The organism is Nocardia sp. NPDC051052 (assembly GCF_044456045.1).
Classification (GTDB): Bacteria; Actinomycetota; Actinomycetes; order Mycobacteriales; family Mycobacteriaceae; genus Nocardia.
Genome location: NZ_JBITFL010000007.1, coordinates 371,639 through 387,401, shown reverse-complemented (window position 1 = coordinate 387,401; position 15,763 = coordinate 371,639). Strand labels below are relative to the sequence as shown.

Below are 15,763 nucleotides of genomic sequence, written 5' to 3'. Positions count from 1 at the left end.
AACAGGGCTGACAAGCCGATTCGCCGGGTCTTTCACGGCTGTTCATGCCGCGTTGGGCGCACCGGTCCCGAAGATAACCCGACTAGCTGCACCATCGGCGATGTGCGCATAGTTCAGCTTGCGAACTTCTACGGCCCGCGTTCGGGTGGGCTGCGCACTGCCCTGCATCATCTCGGTGAGGGATACGCGTCGGCCGGGCACGAGGTGGTGCTCATCGTCCCCGGTGCGCGCCGTTCCGAGGAAATACTGCCGACCGGTGTGGTGCGGATAACCTTGCCCGCCTTGGCCATTCCGTGGACCGGCGGCTACCGCGCGGCCGATCCGCGGCGGGTGGCCGACGTGCTCGCCGGGTTGCGCCCCGATGTACTCGAGGTTTCCGACCGGCTGACGCTGCGCGGCTTCGGCCGCTGGGCCAGACGGCGCGACGTGGCAGGCGTGATGATCTCGCACGAACGACTCGACCGGCTGCTCGGTCAGTTCATGCCACGCCAGGCCGCGAGGCGCTGCGCCGACGTGGCCAACGGGCGCACCGCCGCCGACTACGACATCGTGGTCTGCACTACCGAATTCGCGCGCGAAGAGTTCCTGCGGATCGGCGCGCCGAATGTCGAACTGGTGCCGCTCGGCGTGGATCTGGAGCTGTTCAGCCCGCGCAGGCAGGACGACCGGCTGCGCGCCGATCTCGGTGCGCCGGGCCACCCGCTGCTCGTGCATTGCGGCAGGCTGTCGGTGGAGAAGCGGGTGGAGCGCAGCATCGAGGCGGTCGCCGCACTGCGCAAGGCGGGCACCGAGGTTCGGCTGGTCGTCGCCGGTGACGGGCCGCGGCGCGAGGCGCTGGAACGGCGGGCGCGTTCGCTACCCGCGCTGGCCGGTGGCCTGGCCGCCGTGCACTTCACCGGCTTCATCTCCGAACGCGCGATGGTGGCGAAACTTCTTGCCACCGCGGATGTTTCGCTGGCGCCCGGCCCGCACGAGACCTTCGGCCTCGCCGCGCTGGAGGCACTCGCGGCAGGCACGCCGGTGGTGGCGAGCCGATCCTCGGCGCTCAAAGACATCGTGACCGCCGAGTGTGGCGCGGTCGCCGACGATCGCGGCTCCGCGTTCGCGCAGGCCGTCACCGAGGTGCTCGCGCTGCCGACGGTCGGGCGCAGGCAGGCCGCCCGCCACCGCGCCGAGCAATACACCTGGCCGCGGGCGGTGGCCGGAATGCTCGCCGTACTGGGCCGTTGACCGTCACCCCAAGTACCCTGCGGTGAGCCGATTCGAGCAATTCGAGATGGGGATGCGCAGTGCGAGGTAATGGGCGACCGGGCCGAAGGACAGTGCGAGACGCGAAGGTGCTGATCACGGGCGCGGCCAGCGGAATAGGCCGGGCCACCGCGCTGGCCGCCGCCGCGGCGGGCGCCGAGCTGGTACTCACCGATATCAACGCGACCGGGCTGGACGCGACGGTGGCCGATATCCGCGGGTCGGGCGGCGTGGTGCTCGTCGCGCAGGCCTTCGACATCACCGACTACGACGCCGTCACCGCCTTCGCCGAGAAGGTGCACGCCGCGCACGGCAGCCTCGACGTCGTGATGAACGTCGCGGGCACCTCGGCCTGGGGCACCGTGGAGAACCTGGAGCACAAGCACTGGCGGCGGATGGTCGACGTCAACCTGATGGGCCCGATCCACGTGATCGAGAACTTCGTGCCGCCGATGGTGCGGGCGGGCAAGGGCGGGTCGCTGGTCAACGTCTCCTCGGCGGCCGGCCTGCTCGCGCTGCCCTGGCACGCGGCCTACAGCGCGAGCAAGTACGGCATCCGCGGCGTCTCCGAGGTGCTGCGGTTCGACCTGGACCAGCACGGCATCTCGGTGCACCTGGTGGTGCCCGGCGCGGTGGACACGCCGCTGGTGCACAGCGTCGAGCTGGTCGGTGTCGACCGGGAGTCGCCGAAGATCCAACGACTCACCCAGTCGTTCACCAAGCACGCCGTGTCGCCGGAACACGTGGCCGCCTCGATCCTGCGCGGCGTCACCCGCAACCGCTTCCTGATCTACACGTCCTTCGACATCAGGTTCGGCTACTGGTGGGCGCGAAAGTTCGCGCTGCCCTACGAGATCGTGATGCGCCGCGCGAGCGCCCGCTTCAGCCGGTTGCTGGCCGTGCGGAGCAGTTGAGCTGTACGTCGAGCACGCGGGCGCCGGGGCCCTCGGTGCCGAGCCGGTCGTGTTCGTTGACGAGTTTGCAGCTGCCGAGTGAGAGGCAGCCGCAGCCGATGCAGCCGGTGAGGTTGTCGCGCAACCGAATCAGTTGGGTGATGCGGTCGTCGAGGTCCGCGCGCCAGGTGGTGGACAGCGTCTCCCAATCGCGCCGCGTTGGGTTGCGACCCTCCGGCAGTTGATCGAGCGCGTCGCGAATTTCACTGAGCGGTATGCCGACCCGCTGTGAGATACGGATGAAGGCGACCCGCCGTAATGTCTCTCGCGCATATCTGCGTTGATTCCCGCTGGTCCGGCGGCTGCTGATGAGTCCCTCGCGTTCGTAGAAGTGCAACGCGGAAACTGCTACTCCGCTACGCTCGGAAAGCTGCCCGGGGGTCAGCTCCTTTGCTCGCCAATCGGCTGTCGACATGCACGCTCCTCCATTCCCCTCAACAATACTTGAGGTTAGGGTGAGCTCGGGGAAGAATCGGCCAACGGCAAGTCGGCCCGATAATCCGGTAGCGAGCGACTTCACACGCGGCAAGACGACAACGAAGGCCCGAATTACGTGCTCTTGTGGCCGCGGCGAACTACGGTCTGAGCATGGGAGCAGACGCTGTGCCCGCGCGGCACGGAGAGGACTCGGACGCGGACGGGCTGGACCCCGACAGTCCGGGCACGCGGTTGACGGTGACCTCCGAGGTCGGCACGCTGCGTACGGTGCTGCTGCATCGGCCAGGCGACGAACTGCGCAGGCTCACCCCGCGCAATAACGATCAGCTGCTGTTCGACGGCATTCCGTGGGTGGAGCGGGCGCAACAGGAACACGACGCGTTCACCGGTGTGCTGCGTGCGCGCGGCGTCGAGGTGCTGCTGCTCGCCGACCTGCTCGCCGAGACCCTCGCGGTCAGCGGTGCCGCCCGCATCCAGGGCATTTCCGCCGCCGTGGACGCGCGCAGGCTCGGGCACGCACTGGCCGACCAGCTCGCCGCCTTCCTGCGCGGCGTGCGGGCCAGGGATCTGGCCAACATCCTGATGGCCGGGATGACCTTCGACGAGCTGCCGTTCGGGCCCGACGCCACCTCGCTGGTGCGGCGGATGCATCACGGCGCCGACTTCGTCATCGATCCGCTGCCCAATCTGCTGTTCACCAGGGACTCCTCGTTCTGGATCGGGCCGAGGGTCGCGATCACCTCGCTGGCGCTGCCCGCGCGGATCAGGGAAACCTCGCTCACCGATCTGATCTATGCCTTCCATCCCCGCTTCCTCGGCGTGCGCCGCGCCTACGAATCGCACACCGCGCCCATCGAGGGCGGCGATGTGCTGCTGCTCGCGCCGGGCGTCGTCGCGGTGGGCGTCGGCGAACGCACCTCGCCCGCGGGCGCGGAAGCGTTGGCGCGCAGCCTGTTCGACGACGATCTCGCGCACACCGTGCTGGTCGTCCCGATCGCGCAGAACCGGGCGACGATGCATCTGGACACCGTCTGCACGATGGTGGACAGCGACGCGCTGGTGATGTACCCGGCGGTGCGTGACTCGTTGTGCGCGTTCACCATTCAACGCGAAGACGATTACAGCGCGCGCAACGGCGACGGCAAGGTGGCGATGAGCGGACCCGATCCGTTCCTGGTCGCCGCGGCCAAGGCGATGGGCATCGACAAGCTCCGGGTGATCGACACCGGGTTGGACGGCGTCACCGCCGAACGCGAACAGTGGGACGACGGCAACAACACCCTCGCGCTGGCGCCGGGCGTGGTCGCCGCCTACGAGCGCAACGAGATGACCAACGCACGCCTGGAAGACGCGGGCATCGAGGTGCTGCGCATCCCCGGCTCCGAATTGGGTTCCGGTAGAGGCGGACCCCGCTGTCTGTCCTGTCCACTCTCCCGGGATGAGTTGTGATCCAATCATGTTCAACATCACCGTGTCGCATGAGTCGGCTGTCCCGCCCTACGAGCAGTTACGCATGGGCATCATCGCCAAGGTGCGCTCCGGCGAACTGACCGCTGGCACGAAGATCCCCACCGTGCGGGCGCTGGCCGCGCAACTGGGCCTCGCCCCCAACACGGTGGCCCGCGCCTATCGCGAGCTGGAGGCCGACGGCGTCGTCGAAACCCGGGGCAGGCAAGGCTCTTTCATCGCCTCTTCGGGCGACCCGACCCGCGACGTAGCGGGCCGCGCCGCCACCGCCTACGTCGCCACCGTCCGCCGCCTAGGCCTAGACGACACCGCCGCCCTTCGCTACGTCCAAGCGGCCCTAGAAGGCTGACCCACCATCGACTGAAGGGCACCTTCGGCCCGACCGGTGGAATGAAGGGCGCTTCGGTCGGATTGGCGGGGGTGCTAACGCCAGCTCGGCAGCCAGAGGTGGTCGTGCCAATTGCCCGGCGTGATGGGTAGTGCGGTGAGGATCGGCCAGAGCCAGATGAAATTGGCGATCACCAAGCCGAGGTAGAGGCACACCGCGAGCAGCCCGAGGGCGTGGCGTTCGTCGGGGGAGACCGGCAGGTAGGTCCCGGCGGGACTGCGCGGCACCGGTATTCGACGGGACGGGCCGAGGATATCGCCGAGCACCAGGGCCACTCCCATCACCAGGAACGGCGCGAGGGCGACGGCGTAGAAGTAGTACATCTGCCGGTCGAGGGTCAGGAACCAGGGCAGCAGCGCCGCGCCGTAGCCGACGAGCACCGCGGCGTAACGCCAATCGCGGCGAACCACGCTGCGCCACACCATCCACGCGATCACCGGGAAGGCGAGCCACCAGATGGCGGGGGTGCCGATCAGCATGACGGCCTTGACGCACTGGGTCTGCCCACAGCCGCTGACGCCGTTGTCGGCGTAGTAGTAGAGCATCGGCCGCAGACCCATCGGCCAGGTCCATGGCTTGGATTCCCACGGGTGATGATTGCCCGCGGAATTGGTCAGGCCCTCATGGAATTCCAGGGCTCTCGCGCTGAAATACCAGAGTGAGCGCAACGCGTCGGGGACCCAGCTGAAGTATCCACCGGTGCCGATCGGCTTGGTCGGGGCGGACGGGTTGCCGACCATGTACCGATCGATACCGGTCTCGCTGGTGAACCAGGCCCAGTAGGTGCCGAGATACACCCCGAGCGGCACCAGCACCAGCGCGTACAGCGCGGGCCCGACATCGCGGATGCCGGTGCCGAACCACGGGTTGCGCACGCCGTACGTGCGCCGCGCCGCCACATCGAAAAAGACGCTGAGCAGGCCGAAGGCGACGATGAAGTAGACGCCGGACCATTTTGTCCCGCAGGCGAATCCGAGCAGCACCCCGGCGCCGAAACGCCACCAGCGCACGCCGAGCCGAGGACCCCACGGGGTCTCGTCGATCCGGCCCTCGGCATCGGCCCGCGCCAGCCGAGCACGCACCTCGTCGCGGTCGACGATCAAACAACCGAAGGCCGCGGTGGCGAAGAACGCCAGGAAGATGTCGAGCATGCCGATGCGCGAGGACACGAAGGTGGTGCCGTCGGCGATCAACAGGATGCCCGCGATCGCGCCGATCAGGGTGGACCGCGCCATCCGCCGCACGATGCGGATCACCAGCAGGATCAGCACGGTCCCGACCATCGCGGAGGCGAAGCGCCAGCCCCAGCCGTTGTAGCCGAACATCGCCTCGCCGATCGCGATGAGCTGCTTGCCGACCGGCGGATGCACCACCAGCCCGTAGCCGGGATTGTCTTCTACCCCGCCACCATTGAGCATCTGCCAGGCCTGCGGCGCGTAATGCTTCTCGTCGAACACCGGAGTGCCCGCGTCGGTCGGATAGTTGAGCATGGTGAACCGCGTCACCGCGGCGATCGCCGTGAGAAACGCGGTGACCAGCCAGCCGCGCAGCGTATCGGTCGGCCCGAAATCGGGTGATGGCCGCCGCGGCGCGGGGCCCGACCGGGAGGGCACGGCCCCGAACGGAGCGGTCGCGCGCTGGTCGGTCACCTGTGTCACGCTCCGATCGTATGCTGTGCACGCGCTCAGGTCCCGCAGCGGTGACCCCGACACCGGGTGAATCTCCTAGCACGCGCCCCACCACCCAGTGGTCACGATCACATACCGAACAACGCCTCGCGCGCGTGGTCGAGTCGGGCTGCGAGGGCCGGCGGGGCGAGTCGATAGGCTGCGGAGGTTCGGTGCGTGCCGGGCGTGGTCGAGACGGGAGTGCGGTGGCGGACGAGGCGACAGGGCCCGGCAGGCTGGTGCTCGCGGCGACGCCGATGGGCGACATCGGTGACGCGTCGCAGCGGCTGCGCGACGCGCTCGGGTCGGCCGACATCGTCGCGGCGGAAGACACCCGGCGCACCAAGTCGCTCGCGAAGTCGCTGGGGGTGGCGATCACCGGACGGGTGGTCAGCTTCTACGACCACGTGGAGATCGCGCGAATTCCGGCGCTGCTCGACGACATCGAGGCCGGGCGCACGGTGCTGCTGGTGACCGACGCGGGCATGCCGTCGGTCAGCGACCCCGGCTATCGGCTGGTCGCGGCCTGCGCGGCGCGGGAACTGCCGGTGACCTGTCTGCCCGGTCCGTCGGCCGTCACCACGGCGCTCGCGCTGTCCGCCCTTCCGGTGGAACGGTTCTGCTTCGACGGCTTCGCGCCGCGCAAGGGTGGTCAGCGCCGAGAGTGGTTGCGCACCTTGGCCACCGAGTCGCGCGCCTGCGTCTTCTTCGAGGCGCCGCACCGCCTCGCCGACTGCCTGGCCGATGCCGTCGCGGTGCTCGGGCCGGACCGCCGCGCCGCCGTCTGCCGCGAACTCACCAAGACCTACGAGGAGGTCATCCGCGGCACCCTCGCCGAGGTGGCCGCCTGGGCGGTGGACGGCGCCCGCGGTGAGATCACCGTCGTCCTCGAAGGCGCGCAACCCACCTCCGCCGATCCCACCGATCTGGTCGACGAGGTGGAGGCGCTCACCGCCGACGGCATCCGGCTCAAGGACGCCTGCGCGCAGATCGCGGGCGCGAACGGCGTCTCCCGCAACGAGCTCTACGACGCGGTGCTGGTTGCCCGCCGTGCGAGCGAGGACTGACCAACTGCCGGTAAGGGCTTGGCGCACGCGCCATGGTGCGCGCTGCGGCGACGCGGCATGATCGTCCTATGACTTCTCTCGAAAGCAAGGCCAAGGCATTCCTCGCACTGCACCGCCCCGGCGATCCCGCCGTGCTGCCCACCGTGTGGGACGCGTGGTCGGCGAAGGTCGCGGTGGCGGCCGGGTTCGCGGCGCTCACCGTGGGCAGTCATCCCGTCGCCGATTCGATCGGCCGTACCGATGGCGAGGGCATGACCTTCGCCGAGTCGCTCACCAGGGTCCGGCAGATCACCGAGGCCGTCGAGGTGCCGGTGTCGGTGGATATCGAATCGGGCTACGGCCTGGAACCGGCCCAGCTGATCGAGGGGCTGCTCGAGGCGGGCGCGGTCGGCCTCAACATCGAGGACACCGTGCACAGCGAGGGCAAGCGGCTGCGTGCGGCGCAGGAGCACGCCGACCTCGTGCACGGTCTGCGGCAGTTCGCCGACGCGGCCGGGGTGCACGTGGTGGTCAACGCCAGGACCGACATGTTCATGCGGCAGGACGGCGACGAGGCGGACCGGGTCGACCGCGCCATCGCGCGGCTGCGTCTCGCCACGGAGGCGGGCGCCGACGTGCTGTTCCCGGCCGGCGTGCAGGCCGATGCCGATGTGCGCCGCCTGACCAGCGAGCTGACCCTGCCGATCAGCATGGTCGGCCAGCCCGACAAGTCCGACAAGGCGGTGCTCGCTGACCAGGGCGTTGCCCGGATCAGCTTCGGCCCGTTCCTGCAGCGCGCGCTGACCACCGAGATCGAGCGTCTGCTCGCCCGCTGGAAGTAGCTCGAAGCGGTTTCAGGCGGGCAGTCCGAGTGTCGCGCTGACGAACTGGACGAACAGGGGAATCAGCGCGGGGACGCGAGCGGGACCGTCGGACACGATGACGCGTCGGGTCCGCTCGCCGATCGCGTCCGGGATCAGCGCGATCAGGTCGTCGGACACCTCGGGTAGCGTCGGATCCGCTTGGCGCGCTTCGTCATAGAACAGGCGGTACAGCGCGGCGAAGCGGTCGACGGCCAGGTCGCGGTAGTCGACGGCGGCCTGATTCACCTTGAACGATTCGACGAGCACCAGGCGGGCGAAATCCGGTTCGGTGGCGACGGTTTCGCAGAACGTGCCGACGATCGACTCGATCCTGGCGTGCGCGTCGGCCGCCGGCGTGAGCTGTGCCAGCTCGTCGGCGATTCGGGTGGCCACGATGTCGACGCCGGTATGCACCGCCTCGACGAAGCACTCTTCCTTGTTCGCGAAGTGTTCATAGAAGGTACTGCGCGAGACCCGTGCTCGGGCAACGATATCGGTGAGCGTGGTGCCGGAATATCCCTTGCTGTCGACACATTCGACCATCGCCTCGATGAGCCGTCCGCGCTGTGAGACCAGGACGGCATCCCGGGCCGCCCGGTGCCGGTCGGCAAAGGTGTTCTGCGGCATAGGTGTCGAGTCGGTCGCCTGTTGTCGGCCCATGGGTGCCCTCCCTGTTCGGCGAACATGAACATCGGTAACCCCGCATTATGCGACTGTGCGCCAGCGGGATACGCGCCGGTGCGGCACAACCGACTCGGACCGACGGTGCCGCGCTATTCCACGATCCGGCAGTGGGTGCTCGCGCGCAACAGCACGGTGCGCCCGATCAACGCGAACGCGGCACGGGCGCAACCTGATTCGGCGCCGCCCGGCCGCGTACGTGGAGTGCTCGATCCGCGGATCAGTCCTTGGGCTCGATGAACTTGGGGTACACCGGTTCCGGCGCGGGCAGCACCACACCCGGCACGATCGGCGTCGCGATGTCGGCGAACGTGCGATCCTGCTGACCGAGCTGATCGAGGATTTTGCTCGCCGAAGCGGGCACCACGGGCTGCACCAGGATCGCGACGATCCGCAGCACCTCGAGCGTCACGTACAGCACCGTCGCCTCGCGGGCCAGATCGTCCGGCGTACCGGACTTGGCCAGCGCCCACGGCGCCTGCGCGGAGAAGTACCTGTTCGTCTCGCCGAGGGTCAGCCAGATCGCCTCCAGCGCGAGATGCATTTGCTGCGCGTCGTATTCGGCGCGGCAGCGGTCGAGCAGCCCGTTCGTCAGATCCAGCAGCGTGCGGTCGGCGTCGGTGAACTCACCCGGCGTCGGCACCACGCCGCCGCAGTCGCGCGCGACCAGCTTGGTGCTGCGCTGCACCAGGTTGCCGAACTCGTTGGCCAGATCGGAGTTGATCCGGCCGACGATCGCGTCGTGGCTGTAGCTGCCGTCCTGACCGTAGGAGATCTCGCGCAGCAGGAAGAAGCGCACCGCGTCCACGCCGTAGGTCTCGACCAGTGCCAGCGGGTCGACCACGTTGCCGACCGACTTGGACATCTTCTCGCCCTTGTTGTACAGGAACCCGTGCACGAACACGCGTTTCGGCAGCTCGACCCCGACGGACAGCAGGAACGCCGGCCAGTACACGGTGTGGAACCGGGTGATGTCCTTGCCGATGATGTGCACGTCGGCGGGCCAGAACTTCTGGAACGCAGCGGATTCCGTGTCCGGGTAGCCGACGCCGGTGATGTAGTTGGTGAGCGCGTCCACCCACACGTACATCACGTGATCGGGGTGGCCGGGCACCCGCACGCCCCAGTCGAAGGTGGTGCGGGAGATGGACAGATCCTTCAGCCCCGCCTTGACGTAGCTGACGATCTCGTTGCGACGCGTTGCGGGCGCGATGAATTCGGGATGCTCCTCGTAGAGCGCGAGCAGCTTGTCCTGGTAGGCGGAGAGCTTGAAGAAGAAGTTCGACTCCTCGGTCCAGGTGACCGGCGTCTTCGACTCGGTGGAGATCCGGCTGCCGTCCTCGAGCAGCGTGGTCTCCTCCTCGGTGTAGAAGGCCTCGTCGCGCACCGAGTACCAGCCCGAGTAGTTGCCGAGATAGATGTCGCCGTTGGCGAGCATCCGCTCCCACAGCGCGATGCTGGCCGCCTGGTGGTCCTCGTCGGTGGTCCGGATGAACCGGTCGAGGGAGATGTCCAGGGTCTTGTCCAGCGCCTCGAACACGTCGGAGTTGCGGCTCGCGAGCTCCTCCACCGGGACGCCCGCGGCCGCGGCCGCCTGCTGCATCTTCTGACCGTGCTCGTCGGTGCCCGTCATGAAGAAGACGTCGTATCCATCGAGCCGCTTGAAGCGGGCGATGGCGTCGGCCGAGATGTACTCGTACGCATGGCCGATGTGCGGCGCACCGTTCGGGTAGGCGATGGCCGTGGTGATATAGAAGGCGGGGCGGTCAGCTTCGCTCATGGTGTGTCTACTGTAATGGCCGTGGTTTCCTCCCTTCACGCGAATATCCGCCTAGTCGATTCGCTGGTCACCGCGGCTCTGCCGACCGGTGCCGATGCCACTGTGTGCGGCGGTTTTCGATGAGTAGCAAGCGCCGAGCGCCGGACCTGCCGGAGCCGCTCGCGCCCCTCATCGACGCGCACACCCACCTCGATGCCTGTGGCGCCACCGACGCGGCCGCCACCGCCGTGATCGTGGACCGCGCCGCCTCGGTCGGCGTCGGCCAGGTGGTCACCGTCGCCGACGACCTCGCCGCCGCGCAGTGGGCCGTACAGGCCGCGCACTGGGACTCCCGCGTTTACGCCGCGGTCGCGCTGCACCCCACCCGCGCCAACGCGCTCGACGACGCCGCGAAGGCGGAACTGGAACGCCTCGCCGCCGACCCCCGCGTGGTCGCGATCGGCGAGACCGGTCTCGACTACTACTGGCCGGGCAAGCTGGACGGCTGTGCCGACATCGAAGAGCAGGTCGAGGGCTTCCGCTGGCACATCGACCTGGCGAAGCGGCTTGGCAAACCGCTGATGATCCACAATCGCGAGGCCGACCACGATGTGCTGACGGTGCTGCTGGACGAGGGTGCGCCGGCCACCGTGATCTTCCATTGCTTCTCCTCGGACACCAACATGGCATTGGCCTGCGTGGCCGAGGGTTATCTGCTGAGTTTCTCCGGCACGGTGAGTTTCAAGAATGCGCACGAGCTGCGCGAGGCCGCCAAAGCCGTGCCGGACGAGCTGATTCTGGTCGAAACGGACGCACCGTATTTAACGCCGCATCCATTCCGTGGTGCGCCCAACGAATCGTATTGCCTGCCTTATACCGTGCGCGCTCTGGCGGAACTACGCGAAACGGACGCGGCCGAATTGGCAAAGATCACCACGGCAAACGCGCGACGCGTCTACGGAATCTGAGCAATCCGCTATTTTTTGGCAATTTGGGTACCCGTAAGGGGTCTGGATATGCGGTGTGTGTCCTAGGTCACAGTGGTCGGTATATTTCGTGATCAACCTGCGGTAGCGATATCTGTTCGTGATATTGAAAGACCCAGCTGAAGCAAGTGAAGGTTGTCTACCCCTAAACCCCTCGTTATCGTACTGTGACCATGGCCCACCCGTCACCCGACCGCCGCCCCTCCCGGGATCGCTCCGCGATGCTGTGGCCAGTCACGCGAATCAACCAGTCTCGCTCGCCGCTGCTGTACGCGGCGGTCGGCGCGCTGTTGATGACACTGATCGTCGGCGCAGGGCTGGCGATCGTGAACCGCAAGACGGTGACGGTCGTCGTCGACGGTGAGAAGCGCGTCGAGACGACGATGTCGCTCAACGTCCGCGGCGTGCTGCGGGCCGCCGGGTTCGCCGTGACCGAGCGCGACCGGGTGGCCCCCGCGCTCGCCGCGAAGATCGGCGACGGCGCCACCATCACGCTCAACCGGGCACGCGAGGTCAAGCTCATGGTCGACGGCCAGGCGCGCACCGTGTGGACCACCGGCCTGACCGCGGGCGAGGCGCTCGAGCAGCTGAGCCTGCCCAAAGAGGTGTATGTATCGCCCGCGCGCGACGAGAAGTTGCCGTTGGAAGGCGCCGCGCTGAATGTCGCGACGCCGCGATCGGTCTCGCTGCTCGACGGCATCGGCGCACCGGTCGACGTCCGGCTCGCCGCCCCGACGGTCGGCGAACTCCTTACGGTGGCGGGCATTCCGCTGATCGAGCAGGACACCGTCGAGCCCGCCGCGTCCACCCCGCTCACCGACGGCGCGCGAATCACGGTGACCCGCAAGCGAATCGAGAAGCGGACCGAGACGCTGCCGCTCGACCCGCCGGAGAACGTGATCGAAGACCCGACCATGAACATGAGCCGCTCGGTGGTGGAAACCCAGGGTGCGCCCGGCGTCCAGGACGTCACCTTCGCGGTCACCATGGTCAACGGCACGGAGGTGGACCGCAAGCCGATCGCGTCCACCGTGACGGTGACCGCGCAGCCGAAGACCGTCCGCAAGGGCGCCAAGCCGGGCACCGAGGTGCCGCCCGTGCGCGACGGCTCGACCTGGGACGCGCTGGCCCGCTGCGAATCCACCGGCAACTGGAACATCAACAACGGCAACGGTTACTACGGTGGCATCCAGTTCGACCAGGGCACCTGGGAGCGCCAGGGTGGCACGAAGTACGCGCCGCGCGCCGACCTGGCGACCCGCGAGGAGCAGATCGCCATCGCCGAGATCACCCGGGCCCGGCAGGGCTGGGGCGCCTGGCCCGCCTGCACCAGCCGCCTCGGCATCAGCTGAGCTGTGCGCGCGGTTACCGCGCGGAACTTCTCGGTGTTGCCTTCGATTCGCTAGCTGGTCACGCTGAGCTGGCAGTATCTCGCTGATCTGTACACTCGTCCAGGTTTGTGGCGGTGTGGGTCGGGTCAGTGAGGTGTGGTCGATGAGGGTTGTTCAGGTGTGCAGGCGTGCGGTGGCCGTGGCCACGATGTCGGCCAGTGCCGCGTTGTTCGTGAATGTCGCGCCGGCACAGGCGGATACCGCGGGGACGCTGATCTCGGTCGAAGCGCAGCCGGACGGATGGCACGGGGTATCTGGCGGCGCGGTGCTCGAATACTGGATGCGCGGCTCGGACGGCACCCCACGGCAGGCCAGCGGCGCGCTGTTCGTCCCGCCGGGCACGCCGCCCGCGACCGGCTGGCCGGTCATCGCCTACGACCACGGCACCAGCGGCCTCGGCGCGGGCTGCGGTGGGCAGTCCGATCCGGCAGGCCATCCGTACCAGCAGATTCGGTCCAAGGAAGATCAGCTGATCCAGGGCCTGCTCGCACAGGGCTTCGCCGTGGTCGCGCCCGACTACCTCGGGCTCGGCCGCTTCGACACCGGCCCGCACCCGTACCTGGAGATCGCCACCGAGGCGAGCGCCACCATCGACCTGCTGCGCGCCGCCCGTGCCGGCCACCCCGACCTGTCGCGTACCTGGGCCGTGCTCGGTGTGTCGCAGGGTGGTCAGGCCGCGCTCGGTACCGGCCACCGGCAGGCCATCGACGCACCCGATCTCGACTTTCGCGGCACCATCGCGATCGATCCGGAATCCGACGTGGAGAAAATTCTGCCGCTGGCCGGGCCGATCATCCCCACGATTCCCGGCAACGACGGCGCGCTGAGCTTCTTCGTCAGCATCCTGGCCGGCCTGCGCGCGGCCCGCCCCGACGTGCACGTCGACCAGTACCTCACCCCGCAGGGTCGCGCGGTCCTCGACAGCGTCGGTACCCAGTGCCTGGACGGCATCATCGACCGCGTGCACGGCCTAGGCGTCGGCGACCTGCTGGCCAGGCCGCTCGCCGAAGAGCCCATCCGCTCCGCCCTCGACGCCTACCTCACCGTGCCGACGTCGGGCTACAACGCCCCGATCCTGTTGCTGCTCAACCTCACCGACACCACCGTCCCCTCCCCGCTACACGCCGCCCTCGCCGCCCAGCTCGCCGCCAACGGCGTCGACTTCCACACGGTCACCGGCACCGGCAAGCACACCCAGCTCAACCCCGCCATGCAAGCGGCCATCGACACCTTCCTCGACCGCATCAAAGCCACCCCGTCTCAGTAGTAGGGACGACCCCGCGGGTTGATAGGTTCTTCAGGTGTCCGAACCTGAAGTTGCTGCTCGTGGGAGTGCCGCGTTGCTCGGGCCCGCCGAAGTGCGGGTGCTTGCCGAGCGGCTCGGCGTGCGGCCGACCAAGCAGCTCGGACAGAACTTCGTGCACGACGGCAACACCGTGCGGCGGATCGTCGCGGCGGCGGGGGTCGGTCGCGAGGATGTGGTGCTCGAGGTCGGGCCCGGCTTGGGTTCGCTGACGTTGGCGTTGCTCGACGTGGTCGATTCGGTGGTCGCGGTCGAGATCGATCCGGTGCTCGCCCGGCACCTTCCGGTGACCGTCGCGGACCGCGCGCCGGAGCTGGCCGACCGCCTGACGGTGGTCGAGGCCGACGCGCTGCGCGTCGCCGCCGCGGACCTCCCGGTCGCGCCGACCGCGCTGGTCGCGAACCTGCCGTACAACGTGGCGGTACCGGTGTTGCTCCACCTGCTCGCCGAATTGCCAAGCATCGCAGTCTCTTTGGTGATGGTGCAGGCGGAGGTCGCCGACCGCCTCGCCGCCGCCCCCGGCAGCCGCACCTACGGCATCCCCAGCGTGAAGGCCGGTTTCTTCGGCACCGTCCGCCGCGCGGGCGCCGTCGGCACCCAGGTCTTCTGGCCGGTCCCGCGCGTCGACTCCGGCCTGGTCCGCGTCGACCGTTACCCCGAGCCACCCTGGCCGATCGACGACGCCCATCGTCGCCGCGTCTGGGAAGTAGTCGACGCCGCCTTCGCCCAACGCCGCAAAACCCTCCGCGCCGCCCTCGCCGGCTGGGCCGGTTCCCCCGCCGAGGCCGAACGCCGCCTCCTCGCCGCCGACATCGCGCCCACCGCCCGCGGCGAAACCCTCGACACCGCAGCCTTCGTCCGCCTCGCCGCCCAGGGTTAGCCCGAGCCGCCGGCATCTAGGCGCGGTGGGCATGCTGCTGGTCGCCCGCCGCTGTGGCGGCCGTGGTCTGGGCTACCGCTTGATGGAGGAAGCGCTGGGCGCTGCGGATTGCGCAACGGTGTTCTTGTATGCGACTGCGGCGGGTCTGCCGCTATATCAGAAGCTGGGATTTCGGATCGTGGATGAAATCGCCAAGCACACCGGAGTTTTCACACCAGCATCCGCACCGGCGCCGGGCATCCGGATAGGCGATACCGGAGACTTGCCGGAGCTGGTCCGGCTGGACCGGCAGGCCTTCGGTGCCGACCGGACCATGCTGCTGCGGCGCTTGCTCCCCATGGCGGACCGGGTGGTGATCGCGGATGAGGGCTATGCGCTCGCCTGGCGCAACCTCGGCACCGTGCAGGTCGGACCGTTGGTCGCGAACTCGACGAGTACCGCTACGGCATTGCTCGATGCCGCACTCCCGGAAGAGAATTCGACGACCCGGGTTGACGTGTGCGCTCGTGCGGGCGCCGACCTCAGCGGTTGGTTAACCGAGCGGGGGCTGACAGCGCAGCCGCCATCCCCGCTCATGGTGTACGGCGAATGTCTGCCCGGAAATCGCGCGATGCTACTGGCACCTTTCACGCAGGCGCTCGGCTGAGTGGCCATGACTGGCCACCCCTAGCACCACCGGCGTGGTGAGCGCGA

The 15,763-nt window shown here is 68.5% G+C and carries 15 protein-coding genes; 11 read left to right on the top strand and 4 right to left on the bottom strand.

Going from position 1 to position 15,763, the window contains the following annotated elements; all coding sequences use genetic code 11:
• The first annotated feature begins 102 nt into the window (after nucleotides 1-102).
• Complete coding sequence (locus tag ACIBCN_RS26245) at nucleotides 103-1,230, top strand: glycosyltransferase (protein ID WP_396994299.1); 1,128 nt, start codon at nucleotides 103-105, stop codon at nucleotides 1,228-1,230.
• Between the two features lie 92 nt (nucleotides 1,231-1,322).
• Nucleotides 1,323-2,162, top strand: a complete 840-nt coding sequence (locus ACIBCN_RS26240; RefSeq protein WP_396994298.1) for an SDR family oxidoreductase — start codon at nucleotides 1,323-1,325, stop codon at nucleotides 2,160-2,162.
• Here ACIBCN_RS26240 and soxR read toward each other — a convergent pair.
• Nucleotides 2,131-2,616 carry a redox-sensitive transcriptional activator SoxR gene (gene soxR, locus ACIBCN_RS26235; protein ID WP_150402090.1) on the bottom strand — a complete coding sequence of 162 codons (486 nt, stop codon included), beginning with the start codon at nucleotides 2,614-2,616 and terminating at the stop codon, nucleotides 2,131-2,133. The genes ACIBCN_RS26240 and soxR overlap by 32 nt on opposite strands.
• 173 nt (nucleotides 2,617-2,789) lie before the next feature.
• On the opposite strand from soxR, the gene arcA reads away from it, so the two are divergent.
• Both arcA and ACIBCN_RS26225 read left to right on the top strand, forming a co-directional pair.
• Entirely contained in the window at nucleotides 2,790-4,088 is a 1,299-nt protein-coding gene (gene arcA / locus ACIBCN_RS26230; RefSeq protein ID WP_396994297.1) for an arginine deiminase, read from the top strand.
• 7 nt (nucleotides 4,089-4,095) lie between these two features.
• Nucleotides 4,096-4,455, top strand: coding sequence for a GntR family transcriptional regulator (locus tag ACIBCN_RS26225; RefSeq protein WP_396994396.1), 360 nt, complete (start codon nucleotides 4,096-4,098; stop codon nucleotides 4,453-4,455).
• Nucleotides 4,456-4,529: 74 nt separating this feature from the next.
• On the opposite strand, the gene ACIBCN_RS26220 is transcribed toward ACIBCN_RS26225, so the two are convergent.
• Complete coding sequence (locus ACIBCN_RS26220; RefSeq protein WP_396994296.1) at nucleotides 4,530-6,152, bottom strand: dolichyl-phosphate-mannose--protein mannosyltransferase; 1,623 nt, start codon at nucleotides 6,150-6,152, stop codon at nucleotides 4,530-4,532.
• A gap of 215 nt (nucleotides 6,153-6,367) precedes the next feature.
• On the opposite strand from ACIBCN_RS26220, the gene rsmI reads away from it, so the two are divergent.
• Both rsmI and ACIBCN_RS26210 read left to right on the top strand, forming a co-directional pair.
• Nucleotides 6,368-7,228, top strand: a complete 861-nt coding sequence (rsmI, locus tag ACIBCN_RS26215) for a 16S rRNA (cytidine(1402)-2'-O)-methyltransferase (RefSeq protein WP_396994395.1) — start codon at nucleotides 6,368-6,370, stop codon at nucleotides 7,226-7,228.
• 68 nt (nucleotides 7,229-7,296) lie between these two features.
• A complete protein-coding gene (locus tag ACIBCN_RS26210; protein WP_396994295.1) occupies nucleotides 7,297-8,049 on the top strand; it encodes an isocitrate lyase/phosphoenolpyruvate mutase family protein in 753 nt (250 codons plus the stop codon).
• A gap of 12 nt (nucleotides 8,050-8,061) precedes the next feature.
• Here ACIBCN_RS26210 and ACIBCN_RS26205 read toward each other — a convergent pair whose 3' ends face one another.
• Together ACIBCN_RS26205 and metG are read right to left on the bottom strand one after the other, a co-directional pair.
• Nucleotides 8,062-8,730 carry a TetR/AcrR family transcriptional regulator gene (locus ACIBCN_RS26205; protein ID WP_396994294.1) on the bottom strand — a complete coding sequence of 223 codons (669 nt, stop codon included), beginning with the start codon at nucleotides 8,728-8,730 and terminating at the stop codon, nucleotides 8,062-8,064.
• A 241-nt stretch (nucleotides 8,731-8,971) separates the two neighbouring features.
• Nucleotides 8,972-10,570, bottom strand: coding sequence for a methionine--tRNA ligase (metG, locus tag ACIBCN_RS26200; RefSeq protein WP_396994293.1), 1,599 nt, complete (start codon nucleotides 10,568-10,570; stop codon nucleotides 8,972-8,974).
• A gap of 80 nt (nucleotides 10,571-10,650) precedes the next feature.
• Between metG and ACIBCN_RS26195 the strand changes: the two genes are divergently transcribed.
• The 5 genes from ACIBCN_RS26195 to ACIBCN_RS26175 all read left to right on the top strand — a co-directional run bounded on the left by ACIBCN_RS26195 (nucleotide 10,651) and on the right by ACIBCN_RS26175 (nucleotide 15,716).
• Nucleotides 10,651-11,478, top strand: a complete 828-nt coding sequence (locus ACIBCN_RS26195; RefSeq protein WP_396994292.1) for a TatD family hydrolase — start codon at nucleotides 10,651-10,653, stop codon at nucleotides 11,476-11,478.
• Between the two features lie 242 nt (nucleotides 11,479-11,720).
• The gene (locus tag ACIBCN_RS26190; protein WP_396994394.1) at nucleotides 11,721-12,848 is read left to right on the top strand and encodes a transglycosylase family protein; all 1,128 of its coding nucleotides are present in this window, start codon (nucleotides 11,721-11,723) and stop codon (nucleotides 12,846-12,848) included.
• A 142-nt stretch (nucleotides 12,849-12,990) separates the two neighbouring features.
• Nucleotides 12,991-14,154, top strand: a complete 1,164-nt coding sequence (locus ACIBCN_RS26185; RefSeq protein WP_396994291.1) for an alpha/beta fold hydrolase — start codon at nucleotides 12,991-12,993, stop codon at nucleotides 14,152-14,154.
• 34 nt (nucleotides 14,155-14,188) lie between these two features.
• Nucleotides 14,189-15,070 (top strand): 16S rRNA (adenine(1518)-N(6)/adenine(1519)-N(6))-dimethyltransferase RsmA, encoded by an 882-nt coding sequence (rsmA, locus tag ACIBCN_RS26180; RefSeq protein WP_396994290.1) that lies wholly within the window; start codon nucleotides 14,189-14,191, stop codon nucleotides 15,068-15,070.
• A gap of 31 nt (nucleotides 15,071-15,101) precedes the next feature.
• Nucleotides 15,102-15,716 carry a hypothetical protein gene (locus ACIBCN_RS26175; protein WP_396994289.1) on the top strand — a complete coding sequence of 205 codons (615 nt, stop codon included), beginning with the start codon at nucleotides 15,102-15,104 and terminating at the stop codon, nucleotides 15,714-15,716.
• Nucleotides 15,717-15,763: the final 47 nt, after the last annotated feature.